This is a genomic window from Candidatus Methanoliparum sp. LAM-1 (genome assembly GCF_020885915.1).
GTDB classification, from domain to species: Archaea; Halobacteriota; Methanoliparia; order Methanoliparales; family Methanoliparaceae; genus Methanoliparum; species Methanoliparum thermophilum.
In genome coordinates this window covers 1,155,481-1,171,855 of record NZ_AP025251.1, presented here as the reverse complement: position 1 = coordinate 1,171,855, position 16,375 = coordinate 1,155,481, and the positions used below count along the sequence as shown (strand labels likewise).

Genomic DNA, 16,375 nt, shown 5'->3' with positions numbered 1-16,375 from the left:
AGGAGGTGCAGGAACGTAGTTCTGCAATGATATAAAATGAATGAGATTACAAAAATAACTTATGTCTCGTTTTTGGGTTTTTCTGAACTGATAGATGCGGTTAAAGAGATAAACAGAGATTATGGTAGGATTATCGATTTAAAAGTATATAGTACAACCGAGATAGAAGAGGGGTCTGTAATCGAAGACTTTAAAGATGATATAACTACCAGCCATATCGTCTTCATAGATGGTAGAGGAGGAGATAGATTGAGCCAGATACTCAAAGAAACTCTATCTCAGACGGATAATACGGTCTTGACAATCCCTCCATCTATGAATTTCGGTACTTATTACGCCTCTTCTCTTGATGGAATACTTATAAGGATGGGATCTATCAGATCTAAGGACCTTGTTAGAAAATTTGGGACCGATACCACAATTAAAAAATTATTAAATTCTAAATTTTTCAGAAGTATATTAAAAATCCTTATCAAGTTTTTTGATAAAGATATAGATATCGATGCGATACTCGACAGGTTTGATATGACGTCTATAAAAGATCCGCAAAAGTTTATGAATATAATCTGGAAGATAAGTCCTTTGGTTGATTATTTGCCAAAAAAAGGGATTTTTAGAGATTATAAAAATATGTTCTTGATAAATTATTATTTCTGGTCTGCATCTAAAGAGAATATGAAAAATTTCTTGTTGCTCTTATCCAAAGAATACGGAAACCTTACAATGGGTGTCAGGATCGAGCCACCGAGATTGATGGAAGATGATGCGATATATCATCCTGATGCAGAACGGTACTTTTATAGCATCGATGATTATGCAAGATGGAAGCGAATGGACAAAGATTCTACAATCGGTATGATCTTCTATGGTACTCAATTCTACGAAATGTACCGTCCGACTGTTGATCTTTTGATAAGAGAACTTGAAAGATTTGCAAACGTGATTTGTGTTGTTATGAACAGATCTCTTGCTTTTCATGATATAATGAATAGATTTTTCTTGAGAGGAGATATCGCAAATCAAAGATTTGCGAACCTCGAATCGAAGATTCGAGATAAACCATTGATAGATCTCTTCATTTGGCCAGGAGCATACCATCGTATGACAGGGGGTCCGTTATGGGGCGGGCCTGACAAACTTTTTAAGGTTCTTGAGAGATTAAACGTCCCTGTTTTGGCACCTTTTTCGATGGCATTCACACCATTTGACACTTGGGAGAGATCGGACCTTATTGCACCTATAGATATAACCTGTGCAGTTATGGCTCCAGAACTTGATGGTGCAATCGAACCTATACCAATAATGGCATTAAAAAAGAGCCAAGACATAGATCTGGGTATTAAATATTCAAGAGCAGTACCTATCGAGGAAAGATGTCTAAAAGTCTGTAGAAGAGCAGTGAGATGGATTAATCTAAAAAAGAAGGATAACAAGGATAAAAAGGTTGCTATAGTGATATATAATTATCCTCCCGGTGAAGGGAGTTTAGGGGGAGGTGCTGGATACCTTGACGTATTCGAGAGTCTGCTAAAGCTGCTTAAAGAGATGAAGAGTGCAGGTTATACAGTAGACTTACCTGAAACTAAAGAGGATCTTCTTAATCTATTTTTAGATAACGTACAGGTCAATACCACAGATCAAATAGAGGAGACTGCCAAGCATGCTACGAATGTGTCAATAGAAAGATATCAGTCCTGGTTGAACGGTATACCTGAAAAACCGAGAGAGAAGATCATTAATTCTTCAGGAAACCCTCCAGGCGATGTTATGGTATATAATGAGAAGCTACTTATACCGGGTGTAAGACTTGGTAACGTCTTTATCGGTCCGCAACCATCGATAGTACCACCAAACCAGATAGAAGAGATGGTAAAAGCGTATCACGATAAGAAGACCGCACCGCATCACCAGTTTTTAGCATTTTATAAATGGATAGACGAAGAGTTCGATGCCGTCATTCATTGGGGAACTCATGGGCTTCTTGAATTTAGAGAGGGAAAGGAGGTTGGTATGTCTAAAAATTGTTTTCCAGACGTATTGATCGGAGACATACCACACATATATCTTTATATGGTAGATGATGCCGCTGAGGCTACCGTTGCGAAGAGAAGGAGCTATGCATTGATGATCAGCCATGCATCTCCTGCTTATACAGTATCAGGTGTATATGATGAGTATGCTGAGCTTGAAGATCTTATCAACGAATATTATAGATCTAAAACAAGCGATCCAAAGAGGGCAGAGATTGTCTATGATAAGATTATGGAGAATGCAGAAGAGGTCCATCTTGAAGGATCTGTGGAGGATATTCATGAGAAGATTTTCGATATGAAGAGGAGCATCATTCCTAAAGGGTTACATATACTTGGTAGAAACTTAGACGAAGATGAGGTTATAGAATATATAACTCTCGTATTAAGATACGATAGAGAGAACGTAAAATCAATGCACAGGATTTTTGCCGAAAGTAGAGGATACGATTACGAGATAATGCTTAAGAATCCGACAAAAAGACCAAACGGATCTAATAAGCCTTATTCTCAGATTTTGGATGAGATAGAGAAGGGTGTTAAAGAGATAGTACGAGATATTCTTAAAAATAAGGGATTAGATGAATATTCTTCGATTCTTGGTTCTGTGGAAAAAGATATGAAAAAGACGATTTTAGATCTAATAGAAAGATTAGATACATCTGATGAGATTAACAACATCTTAAAAGCTCTAGATGCCGGATTCATCCTTCCATGTAAAGGAGGGGATATGGTTAGATCGCCGGAAGTTCTTCCGACAGGAAGAAACATCTATCAGTTTGATGCAACGAAGGTCCCAACCGCTGCTGCTTATGAGAGAGGTGTCCAGATCGCTGAAGAAGTGGTGCAGAGATACTTGGATAAGAATGGAAGGTATCCTGAAAGTATAGGCATCGTTTTATGGGGGTTTGAGACCTCTAATACGGAGGGTGAGACGATAGGCGAGATATTGAGGTTAATAGGAGTGGAAGTTGTCTCTTCGTTAACCGATAAGAGATCTGGTTGGGGTTACTTCTCGGATCTCAGAGTTATCCCACTTGAAGAATTAGGGCGGCCTAGGATAGACGTTACGATAAACATCTGTGGAATGTTCAGGGATATGTTTCCTCATCTTTTGGAATTATTAGACAAGGCTTTCAAGATGGTATCGGAGCTCGATGAGCTCCATGATAAAAATCTTGTTGCAAAACATACAAAAGAATTATCGGATGAGATAGGAATCGATCCTGATCTTGCGCATATAAGAACGTTTGGTCCAGACGCAGGGAATTACGGAACGATACTCCCAGCTCTCATCGATTCATCCGAATGGAGATCGGAAGATGATCTTGCTAATGAATATATATATGCTATGAAGTATGCATATGGCAAGAATATCCACGCAAAAGATTTAAAAAAGATGCTCGAGTTTCATGCCTCGAGAGTGGAGGTAGTCTCGCAGATCAGAGATTTTACTGATTTTGAGATAACCGACTTGGATCACTATTATGAGTTCACAGGCGGTTTTGCTCAGGCGGTTAGGAAGATTTCAGGTAAGATGCCAGAGATGTATATCACAGATACGACAAAGGAGATTATAAAGACGGAGGATGTAAAAGATGCGATCGAGCGTGGGTCGAGAACCAGAACTTTGAACCCAAAGTGGATAGACGAGATGCTGAAACATGGTTACGATGGAGCTTTGAACATTTCTGATAGGGTAGATAACCTGATGGGGTTTGCAGCAACCACTGGTAAAGTAGCAAATTGGATATGGGACGAGGTATGTGATCGATATGTATTCAACGAAGAGACAAGAGAAAGGATGGAGGAATCCAACCCTTGGGCAATGAAAGATATAATAGATCGTCTTTTTGAGGCAAATAGTAGAGGATACTGGGATGCGACGGATGAACAGATAGAAAAACTCAAAGAAGCATATTTGGAGATCGAAAGTTGGGTGGAGGAGAGAGAAGATAGAGTGGAGGAAAAATCGTTTGAGTTGGGAGAGAAAGAAAGATCAAGGTTATTAAGAGAGTATTTGGATAAAAAATCAAGGCTTTTAAAATAAGAAAAATATTGAGGTGATTGAGATGACACATCACATAAAAAGGAATATACTACCTTTTGCTGCCATTGTTGGACAAGAAGAGATGAAAAAGACGTTGATATTGAATGCAATCAACCCTAAGATTGGTGGTGTCTTGATTAGAGGAGAAAAAGGAACTGCTAAATCTACTGCAGTTAGAGCACTATCAGAATTGTTACCAGATATAGACGTGGTTAAAGGATGCCCATTTAACTGTAATCCGTACAATGAGCGCGAGATGTGCGACATATGTTATAGTAAGGTTAAGAATAACGAAAAATTGGAAGTTGTGCGGCGAAAAGTGATAGTTAAAGATCTTCCATTAGGAGCTACAGAAGATAGAGTAGTGGGATCTTTAAACGTTGAAAAAGCGATAAAAGAAGGAATAAAAGCTTTAGAGCCGGGGATACTTGCGGATGCTAACAGGGGAATATTGTATATTGATGAGGTCAACCTGTTGGACGATTTTATTGCAAACGTTCTTTTAGATGCTGCCGCAATGGGTGTGAACGTGGTAGAGAGAGAAGGGGTCTCTGTTGTACATCCCGCTAAGTTTATACTAGTAGGAACGATGAATCCTGAAGAGGGAGAAATAAGGCCACAACTGTTAGATAGATTTGGACTACATGTAGAAGTAGAAAGTATAAATGACGTAGATAAGAGAATAGAGATAATAAAAACGGCGGAAGATTTTGAGGAGGATCCTGTCTCTTTTATAAGACGATACGAACCTAAACAGCAAGAATTAAAGGATAAGATTCTTAAAGCAAAAGAGATTCTGCCTTACGTGGAGATAGACGAAGATCTACTCAGGGTTGTAGCAGAGACTTGTATTAAATTTAACGTTAGGTCACATCGGGCAGAGATAACGGTGGTCAGGACTGCAAAGACTATTTCTGCCTTTGATGGGAGGAAAAATGTATGTTTAGACGATATCAAAGAGGCGATGGAGTTTGTTTTGCCGCATAGAATGAGAGTTATGCCGTTTGATCAGCCTATATTAGAAAAAGAGAAGATCGAAGAGAGTATCAAATCTAAAAACGATAAAAAAAAAGATTATGATATAGATAAAAAAGAAGATAATCCGGCGAAGAATGATAAAAAAGACCAGAAGCCTAAAGAGGAACGTTTCGATATAGGTAGCTCTATCGATCCGTCTGTTTTAATGGATAATAAAAAGATAAAGAAATATACGAGTAACTCTTCAGGGAGAGGTTCTAACTCATTAAATCAGACGAGAGGGAGGTATATAGGATATAGGATACCTAAAGATAGATCTTATGATCTTGCTATAGATGCGACTATAAGAGCAGCAGCAGCATATCAAAAAGAGAGAAGAAAAGATGCGGAAAAAGACTCAGGGTTAATAATACTTAAACAAGATATAAGAGATAAGGTACGGATGAAAGAAGTCTCTACTCTATCTGTATTCGTGGTCGATGCAAGCGGGTCTATGGGTAATAATAAAAGAATGGAGAGTGCAAAAGGGGCAATATTCTCTTTATTATTAAATTCGTATCAAAGAAGAGACAAAGTTGCACTCGTATCATTTAGAGGCAACGATGCATCTGTTCTCCTGCCACCATCTTCCAGTATTGATAAAGCAGTAAATCATCTAAGAGATCTACCTACTGGTGGTAAAACTCCTCTTGCCGCCGGTATATCTAAAGGATTAGACCTTATTAGAAATGAGAAGAGAAGAAATCCTGATCTTGTCTCGATGATGGTGTTAATAAGTGATGGTCGGAGCAACGTCCCTTTTAGAGGAGATGGGATAAAAGAAGAACTTATAGAATTATCGAGCAGGATAAACCGTGAAGGAGTTCGTCTAGTGATTATCGATACAGAGATCGTTACTAATGAGTTTAGTGGAAGACTTGGATATAACAAGATTATTACAGAGACGAGCAAAGGTACGTACTATAAATTGGATGATCTGACACCGCATAGCGTCGAGAATGTAGTTAAGATGGAACTTAGCAAGATTTTACGATGATAGGAATAACCCGACCTAAGGAGTATCTTGAAGATTCTGCCAAAATAGTAAGATCCTACGGATTCGAACCATTCTTTGCCCCGATGATCTCGTTGCATCCTGTTAAGACGATTGATTTTCAATATTTTATCGATCGTCTTTACAGCGATATGGTAGATTATATAGTGTTTACAAGCGCAAACGGTGTTAAATATACGTTAGAGTTGGCAAAAAATGAAGAGTTAGATTTTATTAAAAGATTGAAGAGGACAAATATTGTTGCTATCGGACCAAAAACGGCGAGAGCCTTGAGAGAGATCGGCGTATCTAATATAATAATCTCTCATGAGTTTAGTTCAGAAGGTATTATTGATCTGTTGAAAGATTCTGTGCAAGGCAAGGATTTAGAGCTTTTAAGAAGCAGTAAAGGAAATTTAAGATTGAATAAAGAGTTGAAGGATTGTGGCGCTATCGTCAATGATATCAACATATACACAGCAGATCTACCTAAAGGGGCTGATCGAGAAAGAGCCGAAGAATTGGTTGGTTTGATATTAAAAAGGAGAATAGATGCTGTTACCTTTACAAGTAGAATGATCGCCGATAATTTTTTTAGCATAGCCGAGGATATGGGCGTCAAAGAAGATATTATCGATCTGTTTAGGCATAATAAGGTTATAGTTGCAGTAATAGGAAGAGAGACTGCTAAATCATTAAAAAGGCTCAATATTAGAGAGTATATAATGCCAGAAAGATTCACATTCGATGATGTGATCAGGGAGATAAGGGATAAATTTATGTATTAAACCATCTCTTTCTTTATCTCTTCTGTCAAACTTTTCACATCCTGCGAAGTAAGACTTTTACCAGGGATATTCCGTACAGATGAGCCTGTATTCAATGTACTTAGGCTTGGCAGGATAGAGAGGTTATAGCCATAAAACCAGATGGCAGCCGTGTCTACTATATTCATCCTTGGGAAAAGGGCGTTGCTCCGGTAGATCTTTGGATGTACACCGACACACCCATCTACAACTATCTAAAAGAGATGGAAGATTACGAAAGTATATGGTACTACTACTAACCAGTAGTTTTACCATTTTCCTTTAGCTTCGTCCATAAATCCATTTACTTTAGCTACTACCGTTGTGCATACAAGGTCTCCAGTCACATTAGTCGTTGCCCTCATCATATCTAAGATTACATCCACTCCCGCAATCAGACCAATGACCTCCAGAGGAAGGCCAACCGAGGCAAGAACCCCTGTCAGCATTATCAGGGTTGCACTGGGTAACGCAGCAGTCCCAATAGATGCCATAATTGTCGTCACTACCAGAACCAGAAGCTCTGCTCCTATGAGTTGGTGACCGACAATATTTGCAGCCATAATGGCTACGATTATTATATGTAAACAACTTCCATCCATATTAATTGTAGCACCTATAGGAAGGGAGAAAGAGTAAAGTTGTTTGTCTATACCGAGGTTTTCATCTGCACATCTCATGGTGACTGGCAGAGTTCCCGCAGAGGTTCTGGTTACATAAGCAGTTATCATTGCATCTTTTACTCTCCATAAAAATTTCACTGGATTAATCTTAAATATCATCAAAAGAGTAAAATAAACCAGTAATATCTGTAAAGCACATCCAATATAATCGGCAGCTATAAGTTTCCCATACTGAGCGAATATCCCTAAACCCTTCCCTCCGATATTTACAGCTATCAGCGCAAAGACCCCATATGGAGCGACCTCGAGAACAAATCTAACAATTTTAAACATAATCTCAGAGCAAGCATCGAACACATCCACTAAAGTGGAAGCAATTTTTCTATCATGCTCCTTTTCTGAAGATTTTAGATAGGATAGAGCTAGCCCGAACATCAGAGCAAAGATTATAGTTGGAACTATTTGCTTAAGTTCGGGATCTGCCAATGCCGCAAATGGGTTTGCAGGAATCCACGAAACTATTGTGTCACTTAGGTTTAGGGGTGTAGTTGGTGTAAAAGTCGCCCCTTCCAAAGAGAGTCCAACTCCAGGACTTATTATCAAACCCATTATAATACCTATAGCTGCTGCGAAAAAAGAGGTAATTAAATAGAACACAATTACCTCTCCCCCCATCTTGCCGAGTTTTTTAATATTTAAATTCGAGCTCCCCAATACCAGAGTAAAGAAAATTATGGGCATTGCAAGCATCTTTAAAAGCCTTATAAATATGTCACCTAAAGGTTTGATAAAAGAGATAGATTCTTGAAGTATTACGGCAGCTATTATTCCTAGAACAAAACCTATAGCAATTTTGTATATAACTGGGAATTCTAAGTATTTTGTGAAAAGGCCCTTCTCTCCTTGCATCTAAACTCCTATATCATTTTATATATATACTCCATTCTTATTACTATTTTCCATCTTAGATCCTCTCCTTCTTCTTTTTTTCTTATCAACTACCTCATCTTCTTTTCTGTTAGTTTCACATTTTTGGAATCAGAGTTCCAGATAGGAAATTTTTTCGGGACTATATATGTAAACTTTTCTCAGAAAAAACTATTAAAATAACAAAAATCTACCATTGATCTATGGATAGGGAAAGAGAGAGGTGGACTTCAAGGAGTGCTTTCATCTTTGCTGCAATAGGTTCAGCCATAGGTCTGGGCAATCTCTGGCGTTTTCCATATCTCGCTTATCGTTATGGTGGATGAGCATTTCTTATACCCTACATAATATTTAGGTCATTGTGAGGGCTACAGAGATGCTGTATGGTAAAAAGAAGATGTTACTTTTATTCTTTAACTGAGAGAAGAGGTCTAAAGCAAAAAGATTGTTTGCATCTACCACTCTATCAGTCCCTTCTGGTGCCCATCCAGAATCATCTGCTCCAGCATATGGACAAATGATCATGCTGAGAAAGAGGAACACCACAAACAATGAGATTATGATAGATCGCTTCCCAGATTATTATTATAGATGCTAAGCATTTATATTCTTAAGCTAACATGAGAAGATACAAAGGATGGGGTCGTATCAAAATAGCAAAAGAGTTAGGGATAAGTCCCAACACGGTTGGCTCTTGGATAAAGACCAAAGATGAAATTCCGAGATTGGTCGATGAGTTCGAAGATGGAATCTATCTATACCGTATAATAGACTGTAAGAAAATAATAGAGGAAGAGAAAGAGAAGGGAATTATGCCAAAGGAGAAGGCTGAGGAGGGATTAAAAAGGCTCGATCTATACTATCGGGACGCACCTTTTCTTATATCCCATTACTCAAGGAATAAAAGAATAAAGAAGGAGGGGGAACGATTTCCATCTCATTTATTCTTAAATCTCAGGTCTTACAAACCTATTCCCGTCTTCTCTCAGATAGTGTCTCTCAAATAAAAGATTAAGATACTTATTTATTATGTAATACCAGTTTTTTCTTATTCTTTTTTAATTTTTATATTAATTTTTTACCTCATCCATAACCTCGATCACAAGCTCTCCATCCTTTGCAGAAAATAATACAGAAGAACCCTCTTTAACCTCGCCTGCTAGTATCATTCTTGCCAACCTCGTCTCAATCTCGTTTTGTATGACTCTTTTTAGCGGTCTAGCACCATATGTCGGGTTGTATCCTTTAGTAATAAGATACTCTTTTGCACTGTCGGTCAGCTTTATAGATATTTTCTGATCCTTTAATCGCTCTTTAAGCCTTTTAATTTGGATATCAACTATCTTCTTCAGATCATCCTTTGTAAGAGAACGGAATATAATTATTTCGTCCACCCTGTTCAAAAATTCGGGCCTGAAATGAAACCTGAGCGCCTCCGTTACTTTAACGTTATAATCGCTATCACTCGTTATATATTCTCCTCCTATGTTAGATGTCATAATTATCACCGTATTTTTAAAATCTACCGTTCTACCGTGAGAATCTGTTAATCTTCCGTCATCTAGAATCTGCAATAGTATGTTAAATACATCATGATGCGCCTTTTCTATCTCATCAAGTAAGATTACAGAGTATGGCCTCCGTCTGACAGCCTCTGTAAGCTGACCCCCCTCTTCGTAACCAACATATCCTGGTGGTGCACCAATTAGACGTGAAACGGTATGTTTCTCCATGTATTCGGACATATCAATCCGTATCATGTTGTTTTCATCATCAAAGAGTGCTTCGGCAAGTGCACGGGCAAGTTCAGTCTTACCAACACCGGTCGGTCCTAAAAAGATAAAACTTCCTATTGGCCTATTTGGATCTTTTATACCAGATCTAGCCCGTATGACCGCATTGGATACCGCTTTAACCGCCTCATCCTGACCGACAACTCTTTCGTGCAATTTTTCTTCTAATTTTAAAATCTTCTCTCGTTCTCCTTCTAAAAGCTTGCTTACTGGAATCCTTGTCCACCTGCTTACTACTTTGGCGGTATCCTCCTCGTCAACTTCCTCCTTTAAAAGAATATTATTCTTTACCTCTTCTTCAGCCTCTTTTAACATCTTTTCAAGTTCGAATAAAGTTCCATATTTTAATTCTGCAGCTTTATCTAAATTATATTCTCTCTCTGCAACCTCTATTTCTTTTTTTGTATCATCAATTTCTTTTTTTATCTTTCTTAATCGTTCTACAGCATCTTTCTCTTTTTTCCACTCACTTTCGAGCTCTTTTTCTTTTTCTATGGTCTGCACAAGCTCCTCTTCTAATCTTTCTAATCGTTCCATAGATGCGGGATCTTTCTCTTTTTTCAGCGCCTCTCTTTCAATCTCCAGTTGCATTCTTTTCCTTTTAACCTCATCTAATTCTGCCGGCATACTATCTATCTCTGTCCTAATCATAGCTGCTGCCTCATCGATTAGATCTATTGCCTTGTCAGGGAGATATCTGTCACTTATGTACCTGTTACTTAAAACAGCTGCAGCAACTAATGCAGAATCTTTTATTCTAACACCATGATGAACCTCGTATCTCTCTTTCAAACCTCGTAAGATTGATATTGTCTCCTCAACAGACGGCTCATCGATAAAAACCGGCTGAAATCTCCGTTCGAGTGCAGGATCTTTCTCTATATACTTTCTATACTCATTCAAGGTAGTAGCACCTATACAATGTAACTCTCCTCTTGCTAACATCGGTTTCAAAATGTTGCTTGCATCCACAGCTCCTTCCGCCGCACCAGCCCCTACTATAGTATGCATCTCATCAATAAACAAGATTATATTTCCTGCCGATTTAATCTCGTTCAAGACAGCTTTTAATCGTTCTTCAAACTCTCCACGATACTTTGCCCCAGCAAGCAACGAGCCCATATCAAGAGCGATAACTCTTGAGTTTTTTAATCCTTCTGGTACATCTCCTCTTGCTACTCTTTGAGCTAATCCCTCTACAATGGCGGTTTTTCCAACGCCAGGATCTCCAATAAGTGCCGGGTTATTCTTTGTTCTTCTTACGAGAATCTGGATCACTCGTCGTATCTCTTCATCTCTTCCAATAACAGGGTCTAACTTTCCCTCTTTTGCCAATCTAGTTAAATCTTTACTATATTTTTCTAACGCTTCGTATGTTTCTTCGGGATTTGCTGATGTTATTCTTTGATTTCCTCGTATTTTAAGAAGCGCTTTTGTTATCCGATCTTTAGTTATACCAGCATTTCCAAAAAGTCTTCCTACGTTACCTGTATCATCTACCATCGCCAGTAAAAAATGTTCTACACTTATATATTCATCTTTCATCATTTCTGCTTCGTGTGAAGCAGATTCTATAAGATTTTTTAATCTTATAGTTATGTAAATCTGGTCTACACCACTCACTCTGGGAAAACTAGATAATTCTCTTTCTATCTCATTTTTAAGTACATCGGTAGGTATATTCATCTCTTTTAAAATTTTGGGAGCCAATCCATCTTTTTGTTCTAGAAATGCAAGTAATAAATGCTCTACATCTAAATTTTGATGATTATATCGTGATGCAATAGACTTTGCATTTATCAAGGCCTCTTGCACCTTTTCAGTGAAGCGTTCTTCGCTCAAACTTGATGACATAAATAATACTCCTCCTTTTGATTGTTATAAATTCTTATCTGATAAAAATTAAAATAATCAAGTCTTTAAAAAAAGTAAAACACATAAAAATAAAATTTATAAAAATATAAATGTTCAACAAGGCTTAAAAAATTAAACTTGGGAACTATACCTGTTTATTTAATTTCGATCTTCTTTCCTTCTTTCTTCTCTTTTTTGGGTAATTCGATGTTTAACACGCCATTGTTAAAGATTGCGTTTACTTTTTCTGCATCAACAGATTCGGGTAGAATTAAAGATCGGTAATAACTTTTGAATACCCTTTCTCTTCTTAAGAATCCAGCCTTATCCTCTTCTTTCTCTTCTTTCTTCTCTGCTTTAATTTCTAATGTATCTCCTTCTAACGATACTGAGACATCCTCTTTATCAACGCCGGGTATATCCGCCTTAATTATAAATTTATCACCAGCATCTATAACATCCATTAACGGCATCGCTGCCTCCGTTATTGAGGGTGTTAAAGTGCTAGAAAATGGCTGTAAAAAATCTTCAAATATTCTATCCATCTCGTCTCTTATTCTTTTTATTTCATCTGGTAACCCTATTCCCCATCTTCTTATTGCCATATTTTTCACCTCCTATCAATAGGTTAGTAGTACTTATATATAAAGTTTTCGATTATTTGGTATTGTTAAGAGGATGATAAAGAAAATATATATCTGAGATAAATTTGGCAAGGTATTTATATAACGATTATTTTAGTAATTTTGATAAAAAAATTTTTATAAGATACACACTATCTTAACAAAGAAAAAGTTTTTATCTTTATAGTTGAGAACTTAATTATTAAGTTGCGGCAATGGTCCAGTGGTTAAGACTTGGGCTTCCCAAGCCCAAAACCCGGGTTCGATCCCCGGTTGCCGCATTTTGGTTTATTATTTATATGTATACGTTTTCAGTTTGAATTAAAACTAAAGAGGTATCATACTTGGATCGCTTTATAAATTGTATCCAGATCGATATTTTCTTCTAAAAGACGTTTTAGGTTTTCTATTCGTCTTCTATCCATCAAATTAACAGAAATATCCATCATCTCTTCTATCTTATCAACGACTGTGATAGTATCATCAGGTAAGATAATAATAGGGATCTTCCTTTCTTCGGCTCTTGAAATAACTCCTGGACCTGGGTATAAATTTCCAGTAAGTAACAGCGCTTTAGTAGGAGTTTCCAATGCAGCTATCTGAATTTCTGCTCTATCACCACCAGTAATCACGGCCTTATCCTTAACTCTTCTGAAATATTTTAATGCGTTCTCATAAGTCATTGCTCCAATAATAAAGTTGTATATCGGTTCATCTGCATTGGTTTCGCCACAAATTATCTTTCCTCCAAAATTTTCAGCTATTTCTAATGGAGTAACATATCTTAACAACTCTGTTCGTGGAATAAAACCAAGAATTTTTGCATTTTTTCTTTTTAAAAAAGGAATCATGAGTTGTTTTACCATATCTACTAAACTTATCGGTACGTTGTTTATCACTATACCAATTAATTTATCATCATCTATACGTGAAGAAAATTCAAGGATCTTTCCGGCTACGTATTGATTATAATTCACTAGAAGAATAATCTTAGAATCTGTAATCTCTGCTAACTTTTCAGGGCGTATACCAAAGAGCAAAATAGAGAATATATCTTCGAATCCTTCTATAATCACTATATCTTTATCATTTTTTATTCGATCAAAGGATCCCTTAATCTTTTCTGTAAGTTTTATATCCCCCCCTTTGAGAATATTGATAAAATCTGTTTCAGTAATCAAAACAGGATTCATCTCATCATAATCATCTTTAAGATTAAAAAGCTCTTTAAATTTTTTCACATCATTTTCTATCGATTTACCTTCTATATTTACAACATTCCCACCAATAGGCTTCATAAAACCTATATTGTATCCTTTTTCCCTCAAAATCTGCCCTATACCCACACAGAAAAATGTTTTACCACCTTGATTTATAGTTGATGCCACACAAATGTTATGCATATTTAATCACTCCTCTTGATCTTATATAATTTTTAATATTTATTTTTATATATACATAATAAGTATTATCTTTTAATAGTTATCCTTGCATCTACCACTTTACAGCTATCTTCAAGGCATATCAAAGGATTGATATCCATCTCAACAATATTCTTGAAATCTGATACAAGCGAAGATACACGCATCAATACGTTTGCTATTTTATCTATATCAACCGGTTTTTCCCCACGAACACCTCTTAATAACGGATACATCTTTATCTCATGTATCATATCATAAGCATCGCTACGCGTCAACGGACTCAATCTGAATGAGACATCCTTCAATATTTCTACATATATCCCACCCATACCAAACATAATAAGATGACCAAACTGTGGATCCTTATTAACCCCTATTATCACTTCTTTTTTATCAGAAGTTTTAATCATCTCTTGAACACAGATCCCATTGACGACTGCATTAGGATTATACTTCTTAACACATGTCATTATCTCATTGTAAACAGCAACAACTTCTTCATCGTTCTTAACGTTTAATCTTACACCACCTAACTCGGTTTTATGAGAAATATCTGAAGATACAATTTTCAATGCCACTGGATAATTTATATTATTTGCAATCTTGATACAACCATCAGCAGTTTTTGATATTCCATATTTTGCGATTGGGATGTTATATGCTTCCAATATCTTCATACAATCTATAAAATCTAAACTTAAAGCATCATTCTTTGATAAAATCTCCTTAACTTGTTCTTTATTAATATCCTCAAAAACGATTGGATTTTCTTCTTTCCTCAATGTATTATAATACTGTTTAATAAGGCTGGCCATAGAAATTGTTGCTTTCTTTGGATCTAGATAGTTAGGTACTCCATTCTCTTCAAGATATTTGATGCCACTTTCTACAAGAATACCACCCATAAAACATGCCAATATTGGTTTATTTATAGTCTCACTAACTTTTATTATCTCTCTTGCCGTCTCAAACGGTCGTGACATAGCTTGGGGCGTCAAAATGACGATACAACCATAAACGTTATCATCGTTAAGTACCGTCTTTAATGTAAAAGAATATCTACTCGGATCAGCATCCCCCAGTACATCTATAGGATTATATATACTTGCACTACTTGGTAATTTTTTACGCAATTTCTCGATCGTGGTAGAGGATAGATCTGATAAAGAGATTCCCAGTTCTTCACAAGAATCTGCTGCTATGATACCGGGCCCTCCTGCATTTGTTATAATCGCTATCTTATCTCCTTTAGGCAATGGCTGGTTAGAAAATACACGCGCAATATCGAGCCAGTCATCTATAGATTTTGCCCTTATTGCGCCACATTTTTTAAATGCTGTTGTGTATGCCTCTTCTGTCCCTGCCAAAGTTCCTGTATGAGATGAGGCTGCCCTTGCACCCGCGCTTGTACTTCCTGATTTTATAAGAACCAATGCCTTATTCTTGGTTAATCTTTTTGCTTCTTTGATAAAAGTTTCTCCATCTGTAATCCCTTCTAAATAACCCAAAACTATGTTTGTCTGTTTATCATTGACAAAATACTCTAAAAAATCGTTCTCATTCAGATCTACCTTGTTACCAAGACTGATAAATTTTGAAAAACCAATCCGCTCCTTGTATGCCCAATCCAAAAGAGTAGAACATAACGCACCCGATTGGGAAAATACCGCAATATTTCCAACAATAGGCATTATAGGTGAAAAGGTTGTATTGAGATTATTGTCAGTATTTATCACTCCAAAACAGTTTGGCCCAAGCAACCTTATTCTATATTTCTTTGCTATTTCTGCGATCTCTCTTTCTAATTTTGCACCCTCTACTCCAGTCTCCTTAAAACCACTTGATATGATTATACAAAATTTAACACCTTTTTTACCACATTCTTCGATGATCTTTGGTACAGCAATATTGGGAATAACTATTATAGCCAAATCTACCGTATCTGGAATATCTAACACTGTTTTGTAGGCTTTTAAATCATTGATCTCATCTTCATTGGGATTAACTGGATATATCTTGCCTGGATAAGACATTGTCAAATTATCAATAATAATCTTTCCAACCTTGTAAGGTTTGTTAGATGCACCAATAACAGTAATAGATTTTGGATAAAAAAATTTATCTAACATAAGACAAAGATAGATTGTTTCACTATTTAAGAGTTATTTATAACGTTAAAAATTAATACTATATTATTAAAAGATTATTATTAAACTGTATGGTTTTCGTAATTA

10 protein-coding genes, 1 tRNA gene and 2 pseudogenes are annotated in these 16,375 nt (G+C 36.7%); 7 read left to right on the top strand and 6 right to left on the bottom strand.

Annotated elements, in window-relative coordinates; genetic code table 11:
* The first annotated feature begins 36 nt into the window (after nt 1-36).
* The 4 genes and pseudogenes from bchH to LPC15_RS07105 form a co-directional block, all read left to right on the top strand.
* A complete protein-coding gene (gene bchH, locus LPC15_RS06405; RefSeq protein ID WP_229234538.1) occupies nt 37-4,080 on the top strand; it encodes a magnesium chelatase subunit H in 4,044 nt (1,347 codons plus the stop codon).
* 22 nt (nt 4,081-4,102) lie between these two features.
* Nucleotides 4,103-6,094: a magnesium chelatase subunit D family protein gene (locus tag LPC15_RS06400; protein WP_229234537.1), complete on the top strand. Its 1,992-nt coding sequence runs from the start codon at nt 4,103-4,105 to the stop codon at nt 6,092-6,094.
* Nucleotides 6,091-6,879, top strand: a complete 789-nt coding sequence (locus LPC15_RS06395; protein WP_229234536.1) for a uroporphyrinogen-III synthase — start codon at nt 6,091-6,093, stop codon at nt 6,877-6,879. Before LPC15_RS06400 ends, LPC15_RS06395 begins: the two co-directional genes overlap by 4 nt.
* Nucleotides 6,880-6,924: 45 nt before the next feature.
* A pseudogene (locus LPC15_RS07105) lies at nt 6,925-7,157 on the top strand (KamA family radical SAM protein); the annotation flags it as partial.
* A 9-nt stretch (nt 7,158-7,166) separates the two neighbouring features.
* Here the strand turns inward: LPC15_RS07105 and LPC15_RS06385 are convergent.
* The gene (locus LPC15_RS06385) at nt 7,167-8,429 is read right to left on the bottom strand and encodes a dicarboxylate/amino acid:cation symporter (protein WP_229234534.1); all 1,263 of its coding nucleotides are present in this window, start codon (nt 8,427-8,429) and stop codon (nt 7,167-7,169) included.
* A gap of 221 nt (nt 8,430-8,650) precedes the next feature.
* Between LPC15_RS06385 and LPC15_RS07100 the strand changes: the two are divergent.
* Nucleotides 8,651-8,770 (top strand): annotated as a pseudogene (locus LPC15_RS07100) (hypothetical protein); the annotation flags it as partial.
* A 28-nt stretch (nt 8,771-8,798) separates the two neighbouring features.
* On the opposite strand, the gene LPC15_RS06380 reads toward LPC15_RS07100, so the two are convergent.
* On the bottom strand, nt 8,799-8,972 hold the full coding sequence (locus LPC15_RS06380; RefSeq protein ID WP_229234533.1) for a serpin family protein: 174 nt from the start codon (nt 8,970-8,972) through the stop codon (nt 8,799-8,801).
* Nucleotides 8,973-9,067: 95 nt separating this feature from the next.
* On the opposite strand from LPC15_RS06380, the gene LPC15_RS06375 reads away from it, so the two are divergent.
* Nucleotides 9,068-9,454: a hypothetical protein gene (locus tag LPC15_RS06375; RefSeq protein WP_229234532.1), complete on the top strand. Its 387-nt coding sequence runs from the start codon at nt 9,068-9,070 to the stop codon at nt 9,452-9,454.
* A 63-nt stretch (nt 9,455-9,517) separates the two neighbouring features.
* On the opposite strand, the gene clpB is transcribed toward LPC15_RS06375, so the two are convergent.
* Both clpB and LPC15_RS06365 read right to left on the bottom strand, forming a co-directional pair.
* Nucleotides 9,518-12,094, bottom strand: a complete 2,577-nt coding sequence (gene clpB, locus LPC15_RS06370; protein ID WP_229234531.1) for an ATP-dependent chaperone ClpB — start codon at nt 12,092-12,094, stop codon at nt 9,518-9,520.
* A 155-nt stretch (nt 12,095-12,249) separates the two neighbouring features.
* Entirely contained in the window at nt 12,250-12,699 is a 450-nt protein-coding gene (locus LPC15_RS06365; protein ID WP_229234530.1) for an Hsp20/alpha crystallin family protein, read from the bottom strand.
* Nucleotides 12,700-12,926: 227 nt separating this feature from the next.
* Here LPC15_RS06365 and LPC15_RS06360 point away from each other — a divergent pair.
* A tRNA-Gly gene (locus LPC15_RS06360) sits at nt 12,927-12,998 on the top strand.
* Nucleotides 12,999-13,055: 57 nt separating this feature from the next.
* Here the strand turns inward: LPC15_RS06360 and LPC15_RS06355 are convergent.
* Both LPC15_RS06355 and acs read right to left on the bottom strand, forming a co-directional pair.
* Entirely contained in the window at nt 13,056-14,120 is a 1,065-nt protein-coding gene (locus tag LPC15_RS06355; protein ID WP_229234529.1) for a DRTGG domain-containing protein, read from the bottom strand.
* A gap of 65 nt (nt 14,121-14,185) precedes the next feature.
* The gene (gene acs, locus LPC15_RS06350; protein WP_229234528.1) at nt 14,186-16,270 is read right to left on the bottom strand and encodes an acetate--CoA ligase alpha subunit; all 2,085 of its coding nucleotides are present in this window, start codon (nt 16,268-16,270) and stop codon (nt 14,186-14,188) included.
* Nucleotides 16,271-16,375: the final 105 nt, after the last annotated feature.